The organism is Bacillus sp. FJAT-14266, from assembly GCF_001719225.1.
GTDB lineage: Bacteria > Bacillota > Bacilli > Bacillales > Bacillaceae > Bacillus > Bacillus subtilis.
The window spans coordinates 3,439,159-3,455,260 of record NZ_CP017072.1; the positions used below are offsets into that span (position 1 = coordinate 3,439,159).

Consider the following 16,102-nt stretch of genomic DNA (forward strand, 5'->3'; position numbering starts at 1 on the left):
TAGTCAACACTTTTTTATAGCGCTTTCATCCTAGTCTGGAATATATGAAACAGACAAGGTTACCCTAAAAGTCACAAGCACTTATTGAATATGACATTAAAAAGCAGGGTGAGCCTCTATGAATAAACGCGACAAAGCGCTTCAGCTCATCAAAGAGCTTGAAGACAATCAGGACAGACCGATCTCTCCCAATTTGAAGGAAAACCTCGAAAATCTGACCTTATTAACAGAAGGCTGCTCAGACATCGTATTTAGACAATTTGACTTTGGAAACGGGCTGTGCGGATTTATTGTTTATATCGAAGGAATTGTAAAATCTGAACATATTCAGGATCACGCCCTCCGCCCTTTCTTAATGCATTTGACGGATCAAATAGATGAACATGAAGAGGCGCTGCAAAATACTCTATCAATTTCAAGTGTTGCATTAGAAACGAGTATGAGCAAAGTGGCTGCATCCATCATTGAGGGGAACGCGGTTTTATTTGCCGACGGGCACTCAAAAGGCCTGATCTTAAATATAAAAGGCGGACAAAGAAGAAGCATTGAAGAGCCGATAACAGAATCGACCATCAGAGGGTCAAGAGAGGGCTTCACTGAAAGCCTCAGGGTCAATACCGCTCTTGTGCGCTTTCGCGTCAAAACGTTTCAGCTTAAAATGATCTCTTTTAAAATCGGCACGAAAACCAAAACCGATGTTGTCTTGGCCTATATTGACGGGCTTGCCGATCCAAAGGTTATTGACAAAGCAAAAAAAAGAATCAAAAAGATAAAGATTGATGCTGTCTTAGAAAGCGGATATATTGAAGAATTTATCGAAGACGACACGTACTCGCCATTCCCCCAGCTGCAATACACAGAAAGGCCGGACACCGTCGCCGCCCAGCTTCTCGAAGGCCGATTTGCCATTTTCACAGATAATACGCCCTTTGTCTTAACAGGCCCGATTACGTTTTGGCAGCTTATGCAGGCCAGTGAAGATTACTATGAGCGTTATTTGATGTCTAACTTAATCCGCTGGCTTCGCTATATGTTTTTATTCGTTGCTTTATATTTGCCGGCTATTTATGTTGCCGTTATTACATACCACCAGGACTTAATGCCGACAAACTTAATGTTCAGTGTGGCCTCTGCGCGTGAACCGATTCCTTTCCCCGCCATCATAGAAGCATTGATTATGGAAATTTCTTTTGAGGCTCTCCGTGAGGCGGGAGTGCGCCTGCCGAAAACCATCGGCCAGACCGTCAGTATTCTCGGGGCCCTAGTCATTGGGACAGCCGCTGTTGAAGCGGGAATTGTGTCTGCCCCCATGGTGATCATCGTATCGTTAACAGGGATCGCGTCATTTACAATTCCGCGGTTTAACTTAGCTATCTCCATCAGGATGCTTCGTTTCCCGCTTATGTTTTTGGCGAGTATTTTTGGGATATTCGGCATTATGCTCGGCACGATTATCTTAGTGCTTCATTTATGCAAGCTGCAATCTTTCGGCATTCCTTATTTATCCGGGATTTCTCCGTTTAAACGAGATGAAGTAAAAGATATTTTTGTCAGGGCGCCTTGGTGGACGATGACCAGAAGGCCGGGCACGTATTCGCGCGGCAACGGACAGAAGGGAGCGAAAAGAGAGGACCCAAAAGATGAAGAAAACAATATATAAGTGTGTTTTGCCGCTTCTCATTTGTATCCTTCTAACGGGGTGCTGGGACCGGACAGAAATCAATGACATTGCATTTGTTGTCAGCTCAGCCATTGATAAGAAAAAAGATCAGTATCGAGTGGCCATGCAGATTCCCTTGGTCGGCCAATTAGGCGGACAAACAGGGGGCGGCGGCGGAACTGCCGGTTCAAAAACATGGTATGTTGATTCAGCTTCCGGCACTACGATCAGAGAAGCGAACAACAAGCTGCAAACCTCCTTGTCACGGACAATCAATACGTCCCACAGACGTACAGTCATTATTGGAGAGGATATGGCGAGAGACGGCGTTGCCCCAGTCTTTGATATTTTAACGCGAAATCCGCAGAACAGATTAACGGCGCTCATTTTAGTCAGCCGGGGAGAAGCGCGGGACATTTTAAATACCGATGTTCAGCTTGAACAGTTTCCGGCGGAAATGATTCGGGAGCTGGCCATTATCGCAACGAGCCGCCCCGTTTTCTTAAGCAGATTCATGTCTGATCTAGTAGAAATAGGCAGTGATCCGTATGCACCGGTCATCTCTGCATCTAAAACAAAACCTGGAGGGAAAGGCAAATCTAATTTGAAAATTGACGGGCTTGCGATCTTTAAAAAGGACAGATTGATGGATATTTTCAAAGATGAACACATGACAGCAGCCCTGATGTTGCTGAATCAAGCCCGCCAGCCAGAATTCATAGTAGACCTGCCGAATCAAATGGGGCAAGCATCCATTCAGCTTCAAAAGTCCAATGCATCCTTTCATGCCGCTGAAAAAAACGGAAAGCTGTCAATGACAATCGAGATCAGAGCCAAAGGAATTATTATGGAAAACCAATCAACCTATGAGACGAGAGAAAATGACCAGTATTACATCATTCAAAAAGCATTAAACAGAACCATAAAGAAGGACGTGATCAGCACCGTTCATCGTTTGCAAAAGCTAAAGGCGGACCCGGCCGGCTTTCAAGACAGGACCATCAGAAGCACGGCAACCACGAAGAATCTGCTGAAAAAGGAATGGGAAGAGGTATATAAGGATATGGAGGTTCACGTCGTCCCAATTGTGACGATTGAGCAGGGCGGTGTCCTATACAAAACGATCAGCCATTAATGGAGGTGCGTCAGCATGATCAGCTATATCGTACAGACATTGATTGTGTGCATTGCCATATACGCATATGAATGGAAGAATTTTCGTTCCGCTAACAATCTAACAAAATGGGCCTTCAGCCTGCTAATTGCAGGAAGTGCTTTTCTATGGATTTATATGAGAGTGAATCCCCTGCTTCCGCGGCTGGGGCACCTGTTTAAATATATTCCGTTTTGAACATGACAGAAAGGATGTGCTTTATGGACAAGACCTCTGCATACCAAGGATTATTTTTCGGAGCTCTGTATACGTTAGCAGTCGGATTAAAGCATGCTCCGATTCTCATGATCGAATCAGCAAAACAAAATGCCTGGCACAGCTACATCCTCGGCGTTGTCATCGTGATTCCGGCACTCTGGCTCATGCATAGGCTGATGAAAAAGCATCAGGATAAAAATATCTATGAGCTGCTGAGCGATTCCTCACCAATCGCAGGCCGGATTATCATTTTACTGTTTTCTTTGTATTTCCTGTTAATCAATGCTCATGATATACGTTTTTTCATCAATTTGATTAACATTTTATTTCTCCCGAGAACACCAATGGCTGTTCTTGGCGGTGTTATTATCTTTGTGGCGATCTGTATTGCCAGAGAGGGAAAAGAAACATTGACCAGAATGGCGCAGATATTCCTATTTCCATTCGGCATCCTGGTCTTATTCCTTCCATTTACGCTGGCCACACAAATTGAGCTTCAAAACTTGACACCTGTTTTTGAAGGTCTAATCCCATACCTTCAATCAGGCTATTACGCGTTTGGGACAATGGGGGAATTGATTATCCTTCCGCTTCTCTTCTCAAACCGGAGCGTCCCGCTAAAATACACCATTTTCGCGATACTGCTGGGCGCTTTATTGCTGGCCGTGATGTTATTTTCTTCAATTTCTGTCTTTGGTCCCAACCTGACATCTACTTTCTTTGATCCTGCTTATATGGTCATCAGGCAGATCCGCATTACGGATTTTCTGGATCGCTCAGACCTGATCATCGCGGCTTTTTGGATTCCGGTCATTATGGTGAAGATAGCAGGTTCCCTATATATCGTGGTATACGGCCTTTCGTTTTTACACTCAAAAATCGACCCGAAAGCCATGTATACACCAACCGGCATGTTCTCAGTCGTATGCGGCTTTTGGTTCTTTTTAAATACAAATCAGCTAATCGACTTTAACAGAATCAAACCAATCATTAATGTAGTGATTTCTCTTTTGCTGCCTTTACTCATTTATTTGATCATAAAAAGCAAAGCGTTGTTCAGCGCCAAAGCAAAGCACTAGGAATTTTTAGCTTCTTTTGTTTGATAAACAGGATTCTGTTTTGTTTTTCTTATATCTTTCAGGTAGTACTGTTCAGATGTAAAGAATTCGGTGTACAGCGCTTTTACCTTTCTGCTCAATAACAACAGCGCAATCACATTTGGAACGAGAATAAAAGCCAATGCTAAGTCCAAAAAGCCCCAAATGGCTTTTGCTCCGCCTGCGGCACCTATGATAATAGCCGCTAAATAAACGAATTTGATCACGTGTCCTGCCAGCCGCCCGAACAGAAATTCAGCTTGCTTTACGCCGTAAAAAATGACAACCATAATGGTTGATACGACAAAGAAGACTAGGGAAACCGAAACGAAGTACCCTCCGCCAGAACCGAAATAATGCTGAAATGCAGCCGTCGTCAGTGCTGCCGGGTCAATTGAGGCGTTCTTCCCTGTCCAGACACCAGATGCAAGAACGACAAAAGCGGTGGTCGTGCAGATGATCAAGGTGTCAATGACAATGCCGATCACAGACCAAAACCCTTGCCGCACAGGATGATCAGTCATTGCTGCCGCATGTGCAATCGAGGCTGTTCCCATTCCGGCTTCATTAGAATACAGCCCGCGGGCAAATCCCCAGCGAACGGTTTCCGCCAACGCAGCACCTGCGAACCCTCCAACTGCTGAAGAAGAGGTAAACGCATTTGAAAAGACGAGAGAGAAAAACGCCGGCACTGATGATAGATTCATGAGAACAATCAGGAGACCGGCACCTGCGTATGCCCCTGCCATAAGAGGCACGACAAACTCTGTTACTTTTCCGATCCGCTTTACCCCTCCTATCACCACTAACCCAATCAAAAATGCAATTCCGATTCCTGCGTATATTTTATTGAAAGAAAACGTCTCGGCAAGCGAGACTGAAACCGAATTTCCCTGAACCATAATGCTGGGAATCAGCTCCACAATCAGCGCAACAGAGAAGAATACGCCGAGCCATTTCATGCGCAGCCCTTTTGTTATGTAATACATCGGTCCCCCGACGTATTCACCCTGCTCATTTTTTTCTCTGTAATGAACAGCAAGAACACTTTCAGAAAACTTAATCGCCATGGCAAATAAGGCAATAAGCCACATCCAAAAAACCGCTCCTGGCCCCCCAAACATAATAGCGGCGGGCACACCGACAATGTTCGCTGCACCGATCGTTGAACTGAGGGCTGAGGTCAATGCCTGAAGCGGTGTGACTGTGCCTTCTCCCTTCGGCTTTTTTCCTACACTGCCGATTGTCTGTTTGAAAATGTATAAAGGATAGCGAAATTGAAAACCTTTCAGCAAAATAGTGAAATACAAGCCCGTCCCCGTCAGCAGGATGATTAGCGGCGGACCCCACAGCCAATCAGATATATGCTCTATCCATACTAATAGTCGTTCCATCCCATCACCCTTTTTTCGTTTATGAATCATTTCCCATAGATGGAAAAACATAAACCTTTTGACATAGAACTTGGAACATAAAAAGGATGGCTTTTATCAATCGCCATCCTGCAGACAAGACAAATCAGCTGGAAGAAGGTCTGTTTCGTCCAAGCCGGTCATATACTTTATTCTTATAAAAAGCGGATGCTGGCTTTGAAAACATGCCTTTTTTGTCGACAAGCTTATCAAGCAGCAATTGCTTTTCAGATTTTTTTCTGATTAATTGCTCGCGTTCTTTTTCGTCATAGCACTTTTCAATTAAATGGTCGATGGTCATAAGCTCTTTTTTGAGCGCGCCCTCGTCCTCTGCCATTCCCGCGTTTTTCAAAATACGATAGCCCATGCGCAGCGATTCCGGCAAGTGTGCCGCGTCATCCTTCGGCAGCGGCTTCCCCATTCCCGGGAGGTTTTGAAAGTCCCCGTCTTTGATGGCGCGCTTAATTTTATCTTCAGACACAATATGGGAAAAATCCATCATTTCACCTCTTTTTATCTATACCTTATATTTTATCATACAATTCTCAATGTACCATTTTATTCCTTTATTTCTAGAAAGATACCTTGTTTTACATTTGGTAATATCAAAGCGAAACGTTGATTCGACGGCGTTTTTCGCCACTTTCTCCATCATACGATTTTCACTTTTCTAATCTGCTGATTCGTGTTATATTGGATACGTTCGTTTTTTCTATCGTTTCGCTCGAACTGGATCGGAAAAAAGGAGTGTAACAATGAAAACATTTATAAAAGAAAGAGGACTGGCCTTCTTCTTAATCGCGGTCGTCCTGTTATGGATCAAAACGTATGTCGGTTATGTCCTGAACTTCAACTTAGGAATAGACAACACGATACAAAAAATATTGCTTTTTGTGAATCCTCTTAGCTCAAGCTTGTTCTTTCTTGGCTTTGGACTCTTGTTCAAGAAAAAATTACAGCAGACAGCCATTATAGTGATTCATTTTTTAATGTCTTTTTTACTGTACGCCAACATTGTGTACTACAGATTTTTCAATGATTTTATTACAATTCCGGTCATTATGCAGGCTAAAACAAACGGCGGCCAACTCGGAGACAGCGCATTTTCGCTGATGAGACCGACTGACGCCTTTTACTTTATCGATACGATCATCCTGATCATCTTGGCGATCAAAGTAAACAAGCCTGCCGAAACGTCAAGCAAAAAATCGTTCCGAATTATTTTTGCGTCTTCAATTCTTGTGTTCTTGATCAACCTGGCAGTTGCGGAATCAGACCGTCCTGAATTGCTGACAAGATCATTCGACCGGAACTATCTTGTGAAATACTTGGGAACATACAATTTCACGATTTATGACGCTGTACAGAATATCAAGTCCAACAGCCAGCGCGCGCTTGCCGATTCCAGCGACGTGACGGAAGTAGAAAACTACATGAAAGCCAATTACGATGTGCCGAATAACGTGTATTTCGGCAAAGCGGAAGGAAAAAACGTCATTTACGTTTCACTTGAATCTTTACAGTCATTTATCATCGACTATAAAATTGACGGCAAAGAAGTGACACCGTTCTTAAATAAACTGGCACATGATAACGAAACGTTCTACTTTGATAACTTTTTCCACCAAACGGGACAAGGTAAAACATCTGATGCTGAATTTATGATGGAAAACTCTCTGTACCCGCTGGCTCAAGGTTCAGTTTTCGTAAACAAAGCGCAAAACACGCTGCAATCCGTTCCGGCGATTCTGAAGTCTAAGAATTACACATCTGCTACTTTCCACGGGAACACGCAGACGTTCTGGAACCGTAACGAAATGTACAAAGCGGAAGGCATTGATAAATTCTTTGATTCTGCCTACTATGACATGAACGAAGAAAACACGAAAAACTACGGCATGAAAGACAAACCGTTCTTCAAAGAATCAATGCCGCTGCTGGAAAGCCTGCCGCAGCCGTTCTATACGAAGTTCATTACCCTTTCCAACCACTTCCCATTCGGAATGGATGAGGGGGATACAGACTTCCCGGCTGGAGACTTTGGTGACTCTGTCGTCGATAACTATTTCCAGTCAGCCCATTACCTTGATCAGTCCATTGAACAATTCTTCAATGATCTGAAAAAAGACGGGTTATATGATAAATCGATTATTGTAATGTACGGAGACCACTACGGCATCTCTGAAAACCACAATAAAGCGATGGCGAAAGTGCTTGGCAAGGATGAAATCACTGATTACGACAACGCCCAGCTTCAACGGGTGCCGCTCTTTATCCACGCTGCCGGCGTGAAGGGCGAGAAAGTTCATAAATATGCCGGAGACGTTGATGTGGCTCCTACCATTCTGCATCTGCTCGGAGTGGATACGAAGGACTATCTGATGTCCGGTTCTGATATTTTATCGAAAGAACACCGTGAAGTGATTCCGTTCCGAAACGGAGACTTTATTTCACCGAAGTACACGAAAATATCCGGTAAGTATTACGACACGAAAACCGGAAAAGAACTCGATGAATCCGAAGTAGACAAGTCAGAAGACTCACTCGTCAAGAAGGAACTTGAAATGTCCGATAAAATCATAAACGGAGACCTGCTGCGGTTCTACGAGCCGAAAGGTTTTAAGAAGGTGAATCCTTCTGATTATGATTACACAAAACATGACGAAGATTCTTCCGAAACGTCAAAGGATAACGAAGATAAATAAGAAAAAGCGGAGAGGTTGCCCTCTCCGCTTTTTTATTTGACAGCAGCCCTCAATTCCTCAGCTGCAAATTCCACATTCGGGCCAATAATGACTTGAACCGATTGCCCGCCCGATTTGACAACCCCTTTTGCGCCTGCTTTCTTTAGCAGCGCTTCATCCACCAAAGCGGTATCCTTCACAGTCAGTCGCAGCCTTGTGGCGCAATGATCAATGGTTTGAAGGTTTTCTTTTCCGCCGAGCCCTTTCAGCATGATGTTTTCATTTACATCCTGAACAGTATTTTCATCCAGCACTTCATCCACATCATCGTCTTCCCGTCCAGGCGTTTTTAAATTCAAAGCCTTAATCAGTACATAAAACACGATAAAGTATACTGCCGCATAGCATATACCTACCAAAAGCAGAAGCAGCGGTTTTTCCGCGATTCCATAGCTGAGCACATAATCGATAGCTCCGGCTGAAAAAGAGAAGCCTGAGCGGATGCCGAGCCAGTTGACGATAAATAAAGATAACCCGGTTAAGACCGCGTGAACAGCGTATAAAAGCGGAGATAAAAACATAAATGCAAACTCAATCGGCTCCGTAATCCCTGTGATAAACGCCGTTAAAGCAAATCCAATCATCATTCCAGCCGTCGCTTTCCGTTTAGACGGCTTCGCAGTCACAACCATAGCCAGACACGCCGCCGGAAGACCGAACATCATGATTGGGAAAAATCCGGTCATATATGTGCCCGCAGTCGGATCTTTCGCGAAAAAGCGCGCCAAATCCCCTGTCACTCCGTTATATTCTCCGAATTGGAACCAGAAAATATTGTTCAGCACATGGTGAAGGCCAAGCGGAATTAACAGCCTGTTGAATAGGCCGAATATGCCTGCCCCGATGCCGCCGAGCCCGAGCATCCACTCTCCAAACGAGTTGATACACGATTGAATCGGCGGCCAGACCACTCCGAATATGCCCGCTAAAATGATCGTAATAATGGCTGTTAAAATCGGCACAAGCCGTCTGCCACTGAAGAACCCGAGATATTCAGGCAGCTTGGTATCCTTGAAGCGGTTATAGGTGTAACCGGCAATTAAACCGGCAATAATTCCCCCAAACACCGCCATGTTATTTGTTTTATCAATTGTCTTTGTTGCCGCGTCAAGCATCAGATACGATATCGCCCCTGATAAACCCGCTGCCCCATTGCTGTCTTTTGAAATGCCGATGGCAATACCGATCGCAAAAATAAGCGGCAGATGATCAAAAACCGCCGTCCCCGCCTGATAGACAAACGGGATATTAAATACATCCTCTCTGCCAAGCGCAAGGATAATTCCAACCGCAGGCAGAACCGCAATCGGGAGCATAAATGACTTCCCGAGTTTTTGTAAAAATGAAAGCATACCCATCCCCCTCATACCCTTTTTTTTCAAATATACCATATAAGATATCTAGTGATCTATACCAATTTTCCCGGGGGTATTTCTTTTTTCCCAGGTCCGTGTGTTTCCTATTTTTAAGACAGTTGTGGTAAGCTTAATCTAGATTATTTAAAAAGAAAGCGGGAATGACAGATGATTGTAACAAACGATCAAGAATTAGAAGGCCTGAAAAAAATCGGAAGAATCGTCGCGCTTGCGCGTGAAGAAATGAAGCGGAAGGCAGAGCCCGGCATGAGCACAAAAGACCTTGACCTTATCGGAAAAGCTGTGCTTGATGAGCATGGCGCCGTTTCAGCTCCTGAGAAGGAATACGATTTTCCAGGTGTGACATGCATCAGCGTAAATGATGAAGTGGCTCACGGCATACCGAGCACTTCCAAGATTTTAAAAGCAGGGGACCTTGTCAACATCGACATCTCCGCTGAATTTGGCGGGTTCTATTCCGACACAGGCATCTCATTTGTGCTCGGTGAAGGAGAAGAACGCCTTCATAAGCTTTGCCAATGCGCGGAAGACGCTTTTCAAAAGGGGCTTCAGCAGGCAAAAGCGGGCAAGCGCCAAAACCAGATCGGAAGAGCCGTTTATCATGAAGCACGCTCTCAAGGCTTTACCGTCATCAAAACCCTGACCGGCCACGGAATCGGCCGAAGCCTGCATGAAGCGCCGAACCACATCATGAACTATTATGATCCGTTTGATAATGCGCTGTTCAAAAATGGCACAGTCATCGCGCTTGAACCGTTTATTTCAACGAAAGCAGAAACGATTGTTGAAGCTGGAGACGGCTGGACGTTCAAGACGCCGGATAAAAGCATGGTTGCCCAAGTTGAACACACGATCGTCATCACAAAAGATGAACCGATTATCCTGACGAAACTGTAAAACACATTCCGGGCTTCCGGCAGGTTTAACCTCCTCCAATAGCAGGTAAAACATCATTATTCTGCACGAGGAGGTCTTGCAATGAACAGAGATCAAGAAAAAATCCAAATTGAAAACGAAATGAACGCGATGCATGGCACAATAAAAGAAGACATTTTAAAAGACTTTGATGAATTTAAAGGCTACCTGAAAAAACAAGTCAACCGAGGCAAAAAGCTGGGATTGGATGACGGCAAGCTTGTAAAAAGCGCTGCGATCTTGGGAGACTACCTCGCAAAGCATGAAGAGCCGCAAAACGGTGAAGAAATGCTGCTGCAAGAGCTTTGGAGCGTTGCAGACGAAGATGAGAAAGAACATTTGGCACAGCTTCTGGTCAAATTGGTTGATAAACAATAAAACATGAGCCGGGCGATATGCGCCCGGCTTTCTTGATATTGTCACAGCCCGGCTCTTTCAGATATGCTACACTACTATTATGTCTGTGAAAGGAGCCTTTATCTGCATGTGGTTTATTATTTTCGGCATCATTTTTTTCATTGAAGGCATCATTATAACCGTTTACGGCGTTAAGAAAAAAAACGGGATGCTCACATATATCGGCATTGTTTTCGCCATTATGACATTTGGCGTTGTCATGATCAAACTAACCGGCCATTAAATCATATTCGGCTTTTGCTCCGCATATACATACAGAAGAACATTCGTACATCTAGTTCGAAAGGCTCAGTTTTCCCCGCATCTCTTTTCAGCATCTTTTTATAGATGTTACAATGCCAATCGTTTCGAAATCAGATAGGGAAAGGAGTTTTCTGACATGCATTACGGCAGTAAAGGCTGGTATGTGGCAGAACTAAAAAAGCAGGGGATCACGCACCATGAAGGAAGAAAGCTTCAAAGCTATAAAACCTATTTTCTTGCCAACCTGCTTGAATCAAAGAAAAAACAATCTTAAATATGGCAAAGCCGCGCACGTTGATATGCGCGGCTTTTTTCTATTCAACCGGCAGCAGCCTGTCCTTTTTTTTCATAAAGGACGCTCTCCAGCTTTCCGATAGTGCAGCCTCACTTAAAATCAGTTCTATGGCGGTGAGATTTTTTGCATCATGGTAGTTGATGCGGTTGGCGAACTGGACGGATATGCCCTTCTCTCCTCTGGACAGCAATTCAAGGTTCGCGCCGGGAGACACCCTGCCCTCCTCCAGCACGCGAAAATAAAACCCTGTATAGCCGGTTTGCTGGACCTTCAGCACCATTTCTTTTACACCAAACTTTTTCGCCAGCTTTACACACGGCTGGCGCGGCTGGCTGACCTGAACAACAGCTTCATCAAGCCTGAACACATCCCCGATGCAAACATTCTCCTCAGTCAGGCCCGCGACCGTCAAATTTTCTCCAAATGCGGCATTTGACAGCGGTCTTGAGAGGAACTCTTCCCAAAACGGATAATGCTCCGCCGGGTAGACACAGACAGCCTTATCAGGTCCGCCGTGGTTGACGAGGTCCGCCTGTCCGTCTCCTTCAAAATTCTCCCGATACAGCATGACGGCTGATTCAGCCGGCCGCTTCATGATGCCGGTTTCGATTTTCTTTCCGTCATATTCAAGCGTCTGCGGTTTTCCCAGATTAAGAGAAAGAACTGAATAGCACTCTGGTTTCATACAAACACATCCCCTTTACAGGTTGTAAAATGATTGATTATCATAAAAAGAAAAGGTGGTTTTTACATGCTTCAATACCGAATCATTGTAAACGGCCGGGTTCAAGGTGTGGGCTTTCGCTATTTTGTTCAAATGGAAGCTGATAAGCGAAAACTGGCCGGCTGGGTCAAAAACCGTGATGACGGGCGTGTCGAGATTTTGGCAGAGGGTCCGGAAAACGCCCTGCAATCGTTTGTTGAGGCTGTAAAGAACGGAAGCCCTTTCTCAAAGGTTACCGACATCTCTGTGACTGAATCCCGCAGCCTTGAAGGCCATCATCGATTTTCTATTGTTTACTCATAAGGCTTATCTTGATAAAAGTAATTCGGCTTAACGATTGAGTTATCATAGGATCGGTGGAAGATATGAGTGGCAGCGGGTGAAATTGGCGGAATCAGCCACGTCCAGTCCCCCGTCAGCTTTCTGCCCGCTTCTTCCTCCTGTTCTTCAAACCGTTTAAACTGGCTTGCCGCTGTATGATGGTCAACGATGCTGACACCCTGCTTTTTATACGAGTGCAGCACTGCTTTATTCAATTCAACTAGCGCTTGATCCTTCCATAAATCCGTATTGTAATCAGCGGCGATGCCGATCACGGACGCTACTTTTTTCAGCTTGTCGTACCGCTTTTCATCTGCGAGGTTTCTCGCTCCGATCTCCGTGCCCATATACCAGCCGTTAAATGGCGCGGCATTATAATGAATGCCCCCGACCTCAAGCTTCATATCAGAAATAATAGGCACGCCGTACCACTTCAGCTCCAAATCAGAAAACGCCTCGATGTCGGGATGTGTGATTGGAACCTCGATCACAAGTGAACGCGGCAGCTCATACCAGACAGGCTGTTCGTCCCCTTTCATGCGAAAAATGAGCGGCAGCAGGTCAAAATCCGTTCGCTCTCCCCGCCAGCCGAGCTCTTCGCAGGCTGCTGTCAGGGAACAGGAAGCCGGGTCGCCGATTCTTTCTCCGTCTGACTCATATCCAGCGTACCGGATCAGCTGATGATTCCAGATCTCGACTTGCTTTTCACCCTTCTCTTCCGGAGGGAAAATCGTAATGGTCGGTCTGATTTTCCCGTTATTGGTGGCGGTTTCAATATGGTGAAAGAGGGCGTCACGCACTTCCTCCTTCGTCCGGACGTCTCGTCTGTCGATAACATTCAGCGAATTCCAGAACAATCTGCCGATGCAGCGGTTGCTGTTTCTCCAAGCCATTTTCGCTCCGTGCTCCAGCTCTTCCTTCGTATGTACATAGCTTCCGGTCAGGTCAATTTCGCTTTTAATGTCCTCGAGACGGTCTTTCACTTCCTCCTCCTTTCCCAATTCCTGATAGCATGCGGCAATAAACGCTTTCGCTTCGTTCCAGAGTATTTCTTTTTCTTCCAACAAACTCTCCCCTTCACATCACTTCATGCTTTTCATTGTATCGTTTTTAAGCGGCAAGACAAATGATTTTTCTGCAACTTCCTGGAAAACAATAAAAAACACCCGCGTGGTGCGGGTGTCAAATAGACGATAACCGATTTGCCAATTCAGTTAAGTCACTTCGAAAGTTTTTGCCGGTCATCGGTATGCCGTGCCCTGTCAATAACGCTTCCGGTTCAAGACCGGCCAGCTTTAGAATGGACTCCGCGGCCGTCTCTGTGTCAGGCGTGAAATAAGCCGGCGGCCCGTGAAGCTCCTGTTTTTGTATCAAGACGTCAGCCATTTTCTCCTGTTCCACTGTAATAACAGCATCACCTGCCACAAGCACGCGGCCGTCATCGCGGAATAACGAAATATGGCCCGGCGTGTGTCCTGGTGTCGCGATCCACATCCACTCGTCAAGAAAAGGAACTGAACCGTCTTCCGGCAGTGCCTGGACATGTGAGGAAATATCGATGGAGTGCCGCGGAAACAGCGGCGACAGCTTGGCGACCAGCCCGCTCTTGCTGTCAGGACGAGCCGGAGGATAATCCTCTTTACCTGTTACATAGGGCATTTCCCGAGAATGGACATAAACAGGTACATCCCAATGTTCAAGGATCTCTTCGATTGCCCCAATATGGTCAAAGTGCCCGTGTGTGAAGATAATCGCCTTCAGCTGAAACCCTTCACCGAATCTTTGTTTGGCTTCATTGACAATCATGCCGGCTGATTGAGGCATGCCGGCATCAATTAAAACAAATGAGTGAGGTTCAGAAGGCATCTGAATAAAATAGACATTCGCAATTTGCACAGTCAGGCCGTGCACCCCTTTTGCCGCTTCGAACCCCGTTCCGCTTCTGATTGAAGTCAGCGGCATATAAGGATCACTCATAATGACACCTCCGGAATGTTGTATGCCGTTAGTGTGTGTCATTACGCCTGAATTATCATACGGAAATAGAGATCGCACCGATCAATAGAGCGATAGCCGTCATGACGATCACTGCGAGAACCGCCCATTTCAATGCGAATTTTTGATGGTCATCAATAGAAACTCCGACGAGTCCGACAAGCAAATGAGTGGATGGCACAAGCGGACTCAGCATATGAATCGGCTGGCCGATAATAGAGGCTCTGGCAATTTCCACTTTATCCACACCGTATGCGACAGCTGTTTCTGATAAAATCGGCAGCACCCCGTAGAAATACGCGTCATTCGGCATCAAGAATGTGAAAATGCCGCTTGTTAAGGCAACAATCGCCGGGATCAATCCGCCCATTTGTTCCGGTATCATGGACACGAGCGAGATCGCCATTTCATCAACCATTTTCGTGCCTGTCAAAATCCCCGTGAACACCCCCGCGGCAAAAATCATTGAACCGATAGCCAGCACGTTGCTGGAATGCGCCGCGATGCGCTGTCTCTGATGCTCGAGATTGGGATAATTCACAATCAGCGCAATACAAAACGCAATGACAAACAGTACGGTTAAACTGACTTTACCCGATACTAAACATCCTATTAAAGAAAGCGTTAACAATAAATTGAACCACCAAAGCTTCGGCCGCTTCCACTCATCTTCAACCGCAGCAGCCGGTTCATTGGCATTGGCTGGCTGTTTCAGTTCAATCACACCAAGGCGCTTTCGTTCCGCTTTTCCAAGCACATACGCAACTGCCACCATACAAAGCATCCCGCTTGCAATGACAGGAATCATCGGCCCTGTAAGCTCAGCTGGATCAACCCCCAGCGCACTCGCCGCCCTCGGCGTCGCACCTCCCCATGGAATCGTGTTCATGATTCCCATGCCGACTCCCGCGATTCCTGCCAAGATAATTGGCCGGATGCCTAGCAGCAAATAGAGCGGAAGCATGGCGCTTGTCGTAATCATGTACGTTGTCGAGCCATCTCCGTCCAAGGCGACGAGCATTGTAAGAACCGCTGTCCCGACAACAATTTTTAAAGGGTCTCCTTTGACCATGCTTAAAATTTTGCCAACCATTGGATCAAACAGGCCTGTATCAATCATAATTCCAAAATATAAGATCGCAAACATAATCATGACCGCAGTCGGCGCGACTTGCTGAATCCCGGAAATCATCATGTCCCCAACTTCAGTAAATCCAAATCCGGCGATAAGCGCAAACACAATCGGCGTCAAAACTAATGCTGTTAAAACAGAAAGCCGTTTTGTCATGATCAATGCCATAAACACAAGCATCATGAGAAAGCCTAAGATTGCTAACACATCCATTCCCCCTTAAATGAATCCGCTTACATTTTTTTCTCCCTTACTCCCCTTTTTGTCTTGCCTTTTTGCCATCGTATGGGAAAACCAACCGCAAGTAAATAATTTGGTTTTTTTGTATTTTTAATTTTTTAAAACCGTTTTGTTCTTTTTGATCAATTTTCGGCATGAAAAAAATCCCGGGATGCCGGG

Annotated in this window: 19 protein-coding genes; 10 read left to right on the plus strand and 9 right to left on the minus strand. The window is 45.4% G+C overall.

What is annotated here, in order from left to right:
• The first annotated feature begins 118 nt into the window (after positions 1–118).
• From BGM23_RS17855 to BGM23_RS17870, 4 genes are read left to right on the plus strand one after another with little or no spacing between them, the layout of a single operon-like run.
• Positions 119–1,660, plus strand: coding sequence for a spore germination protein (locus tag BGM23_RS17855; RefSeq protein ID WP_003233683.1), 1,542 nt, complete (start codon positions 119–121; stop codon positions 1,658–1,660).
• A complete protein-coding gene (locus BGM23_RS17860; protein ID WP_003243672.1) occupies positions 1,641–2,795 on the plus strand; it encodes a Ger(x)C family spore germination protein in 1,155 nt (384 codons plus the stop codon). The genes BGM23_RS17855 and BGM23_RS17860 overlap by 20 nt, the downstream gene beginning before the upstream one ends.
• A gap of 15 nt (positions 2,796–2,810) precedes the next feature.
• Positions 2,811–3,011: a hypothetical protein gene (locus BGM23_RS17865; protein ID WP_003233686.1), complete on the plus strand. Its 201-nt coding sequence runs from the start codon at positions 2,811–2,813 to the stop codon at positions 3,009–3,011.
• A gap of 23 nt (positions 3,012–3,034) precedes the next feature.
• Positions 3,035–4,111 (plus strand): endospore germination permease, encoded by a 1,077-nt coding sequence (locus BGM23_RS17870; RefSeq protein ID WP_029726872.1) that lies wholly within the window; start codon positions 3,035–3,037, stop codon positions 4,109–4,111.
• Here BGM23_RS17870 and BGM23_RS17875 read toward each other — a convergent pair.
• The 3 genes from BGM23_RS17875 to BGM23_RS21585 all read right to left on the minus strand — a co-directional run bounded on the left by BGM23_RS17875 (position 4,108) and on the right by BGM23_RS21585 (position 6,196).
• Positions 4,108–5,523: an alanine/glycine:cation symporter family protein gene (locus BGM23_RS17875; protein ID WP_029726873.1), complete on the minus strand. Its 1,416-nt coding sequence runs from the start codon at positions 5,521–5,523 to the stop codon at positions 4,108–4,110. The genes BGM23_RS17870 and BGM23_RS17875 overlap by 4 nt on opposite strands.
• Before the next feature lie 124 nt (positions 5,524–5,647).
• Positions 5,648–6,040, minus strand: a complete 393-nt coding sequence (locus BGM23_RS17880; RefSeq protein ID WP_003233692.1) for a DnaJ family domain-containing protein — start codon at positions 6,038–6,040, stop codon at positions 5,648–5,650.
• 18 nt (positions 6,041–6,058) lie between these two features.
• Positions 6,059–6,196, minus strand: coding sequence for a hypothetical protein (locus BGM23_RS21585; protein ID WP_072557053.1), 138 nt, complete (start codon positions 6,194–6,196; stop codon positions 6,059–6,061).
• 100 nt (positions 6,197–6,296) lie between these two features.
• Between BGM23_RS21585 and ltaS the strand changes: the two genes are divergently transcribed.
• Positions 6,297–8,246, plus strand: coding sequence for a lipoteichoic acid synthase (gene ltaS, locus BGM23_RS17885; RefSeq protein WP_003233694.1), 1,950 nt, complete (start codon positions 6,297–6,299; stop codon positions 8,244–8,246).
• 32 nt (positions 8,247–8,278) lie between these two features.
• Here ltaS and nagE read toward each other — a convergent pair whose 3' ends face one another.
• Complete coding sequence (gene nagE, locus BGM23_RS17890) at positions 8,279–9,637, minus strand: N-acetylglucosamine-specific PTS transporter subunit IIBC (protein ID WP_003243372.1); 1,359 nt, start codon at positions 9,635–9,637, stop codon at positions 8,279–8,281.
• Positions 9,638–9,808: 171 nt separating this feature from the next.
• Here nagE and map point away from each other — a divergent pair, with 171 nt between their 5' ends.
• From map to BGM23_RS17910, 4 genes are all read left to right on the plus strand, one after another.
• Positions 9,809–10,558 carry a type I methionyl aminopeptidase gene (gene map / locus BGM23_RS17895; protein ID WP_003223067.1) on the plus strand — a complete coding sequence of 250 codons (750 nt, stop codon included), beginning with the start codon at positions 9,809–9,811 and terminating at the stop codon, positions 10,556–10,558.
• An 81-nt stretch (positions 10,559–10,639) separates the two neighbouring features.
• Positions 10,640–10,954, plus strand: a complete 315-nt coding sequence (locus BGM23_RS17900) for a DUF3243 domain-containing protein (protein ID WP_003233700.1) — start codon at positions 10,640–10,642, stop codon at positions 10,952–10,954.
• A 106-nt stretch (positions 10,955–11,060) separates the two neighbouring features.
• Positions 11,061–11,216 carry a hypothetical protein gene (locus BGM23_RS17905; protein ID WP_032722995.1) on the plus strand — a complete coding sequence of 52 codons (156 nt, stop codon included), beginning with the start codon at positions 11,061–11,063 and terminating at the stop codon, positions 11,214–11,216.
• Positions 11,217–11,372: 156 nt separating this feature from the next.
• Positions 11,373–11,510 carry a YflJ family protein gene (locus tag BGM23_RS17910; protein ID WP_003233704.1) on the plus strand — a complete coding sequence of 46 codons (138 nt, stop codon included), beginning with the start codon at positions 11,373–11,375 and terminating at the stop codon, positions 11,508–11,510.
• 40 nt (positions 11,511–11,550) lie between these two features.
• On the opposite strand, the gene BGM23_RS17915 is transcribed toward BGM23_RS17910, so the two are convergent.
• A complete protein-coding gene (locus BGM23_RS17915; RefSeq protein ID WP_038427523.1) occupies positions 11,551–12,216 on the minus strand; it encodes an MOSC domain-containing protein in 666 nt (221 codons plus the stop codon).
• 66 nt (positions 12,217–12,282) lie between these two features.
• On the opposite strand from BGM23_RS17915, the gene BGM23_RS17920 reads away from it, so the two are divergent.
• Complete coding sequence (locus tag BGM23_RS17920) at positions 12,283–12,558, plus strand: acylphosphatase (protein ID WP_003233709.1); 276 nt, start codon at positions 12,283–12,285, stop codon at positions 12,556–12,558.
• Here BGM23_RS17920 and nosA read toward each other — a convergent pair.
• The 4 genes from nosA to BGM23_RS22315 all read right to left on the minus strand — a co-directional run bounded on the left by nosA (position 12,549) and on the right by BGM23_RS22315 (position 16,079).
• Positions 12,549–13,640 (minus strand): nitric oxide synthase, encoded by a 1,092-nt coding sequence (nosA, locus tag BGM23_RS17925; protein ID WP_003233711.1) that lies wholly within the window; start codon positions 13,638–13,640, stop codon positions 12,549–12,551. The two genes, BGM23_RS17920 and nosA, sit on opposite strands and share 10 nt — an antisense overlap.
• A gap of 118 nt (positions 13,641–13,758) precedes the next feature.
• Positions 13,759–14,553 (minus strand): MBL fold metallo-hydrolase, encoded by a 795-nt coding sequence (locus BGM23_RS17930; RefSeq protein WP_003233712.1) that lies wholly within the window; start codon positions 14,551–14,553, stop codon positions 13,759–13,761.
• A 55-nt stretch (positions 14,554–14,608) separates the two neighbouring features.
• Positions 14,609–15,910: an Mg(2+)/citrate complex secondary transporter CitM gene (gene citM, locus BGM23_RS17935; RefSeq protein WP_003242978.1), complete on the minus strand. Its 1,302-nt coding sequence runs from the start codon at positions 15,908–15,910 to the stop codon at positions 14,609–14,611.
• Between the two features lie 43 nt (positions 15,911–15,953).
• Positions 15,954–16,079, minus strand: a complete 126-nt coding sequence (locus BGM23_RS22315; RefSeq protein WP_003233716.1) for a hypothetical protein — start codon at positions 16,077–16,079, stop codon at positions 15,954–15,956.
• Positions 16,080–16,102 lie beyond the last annotated feature (23 nt).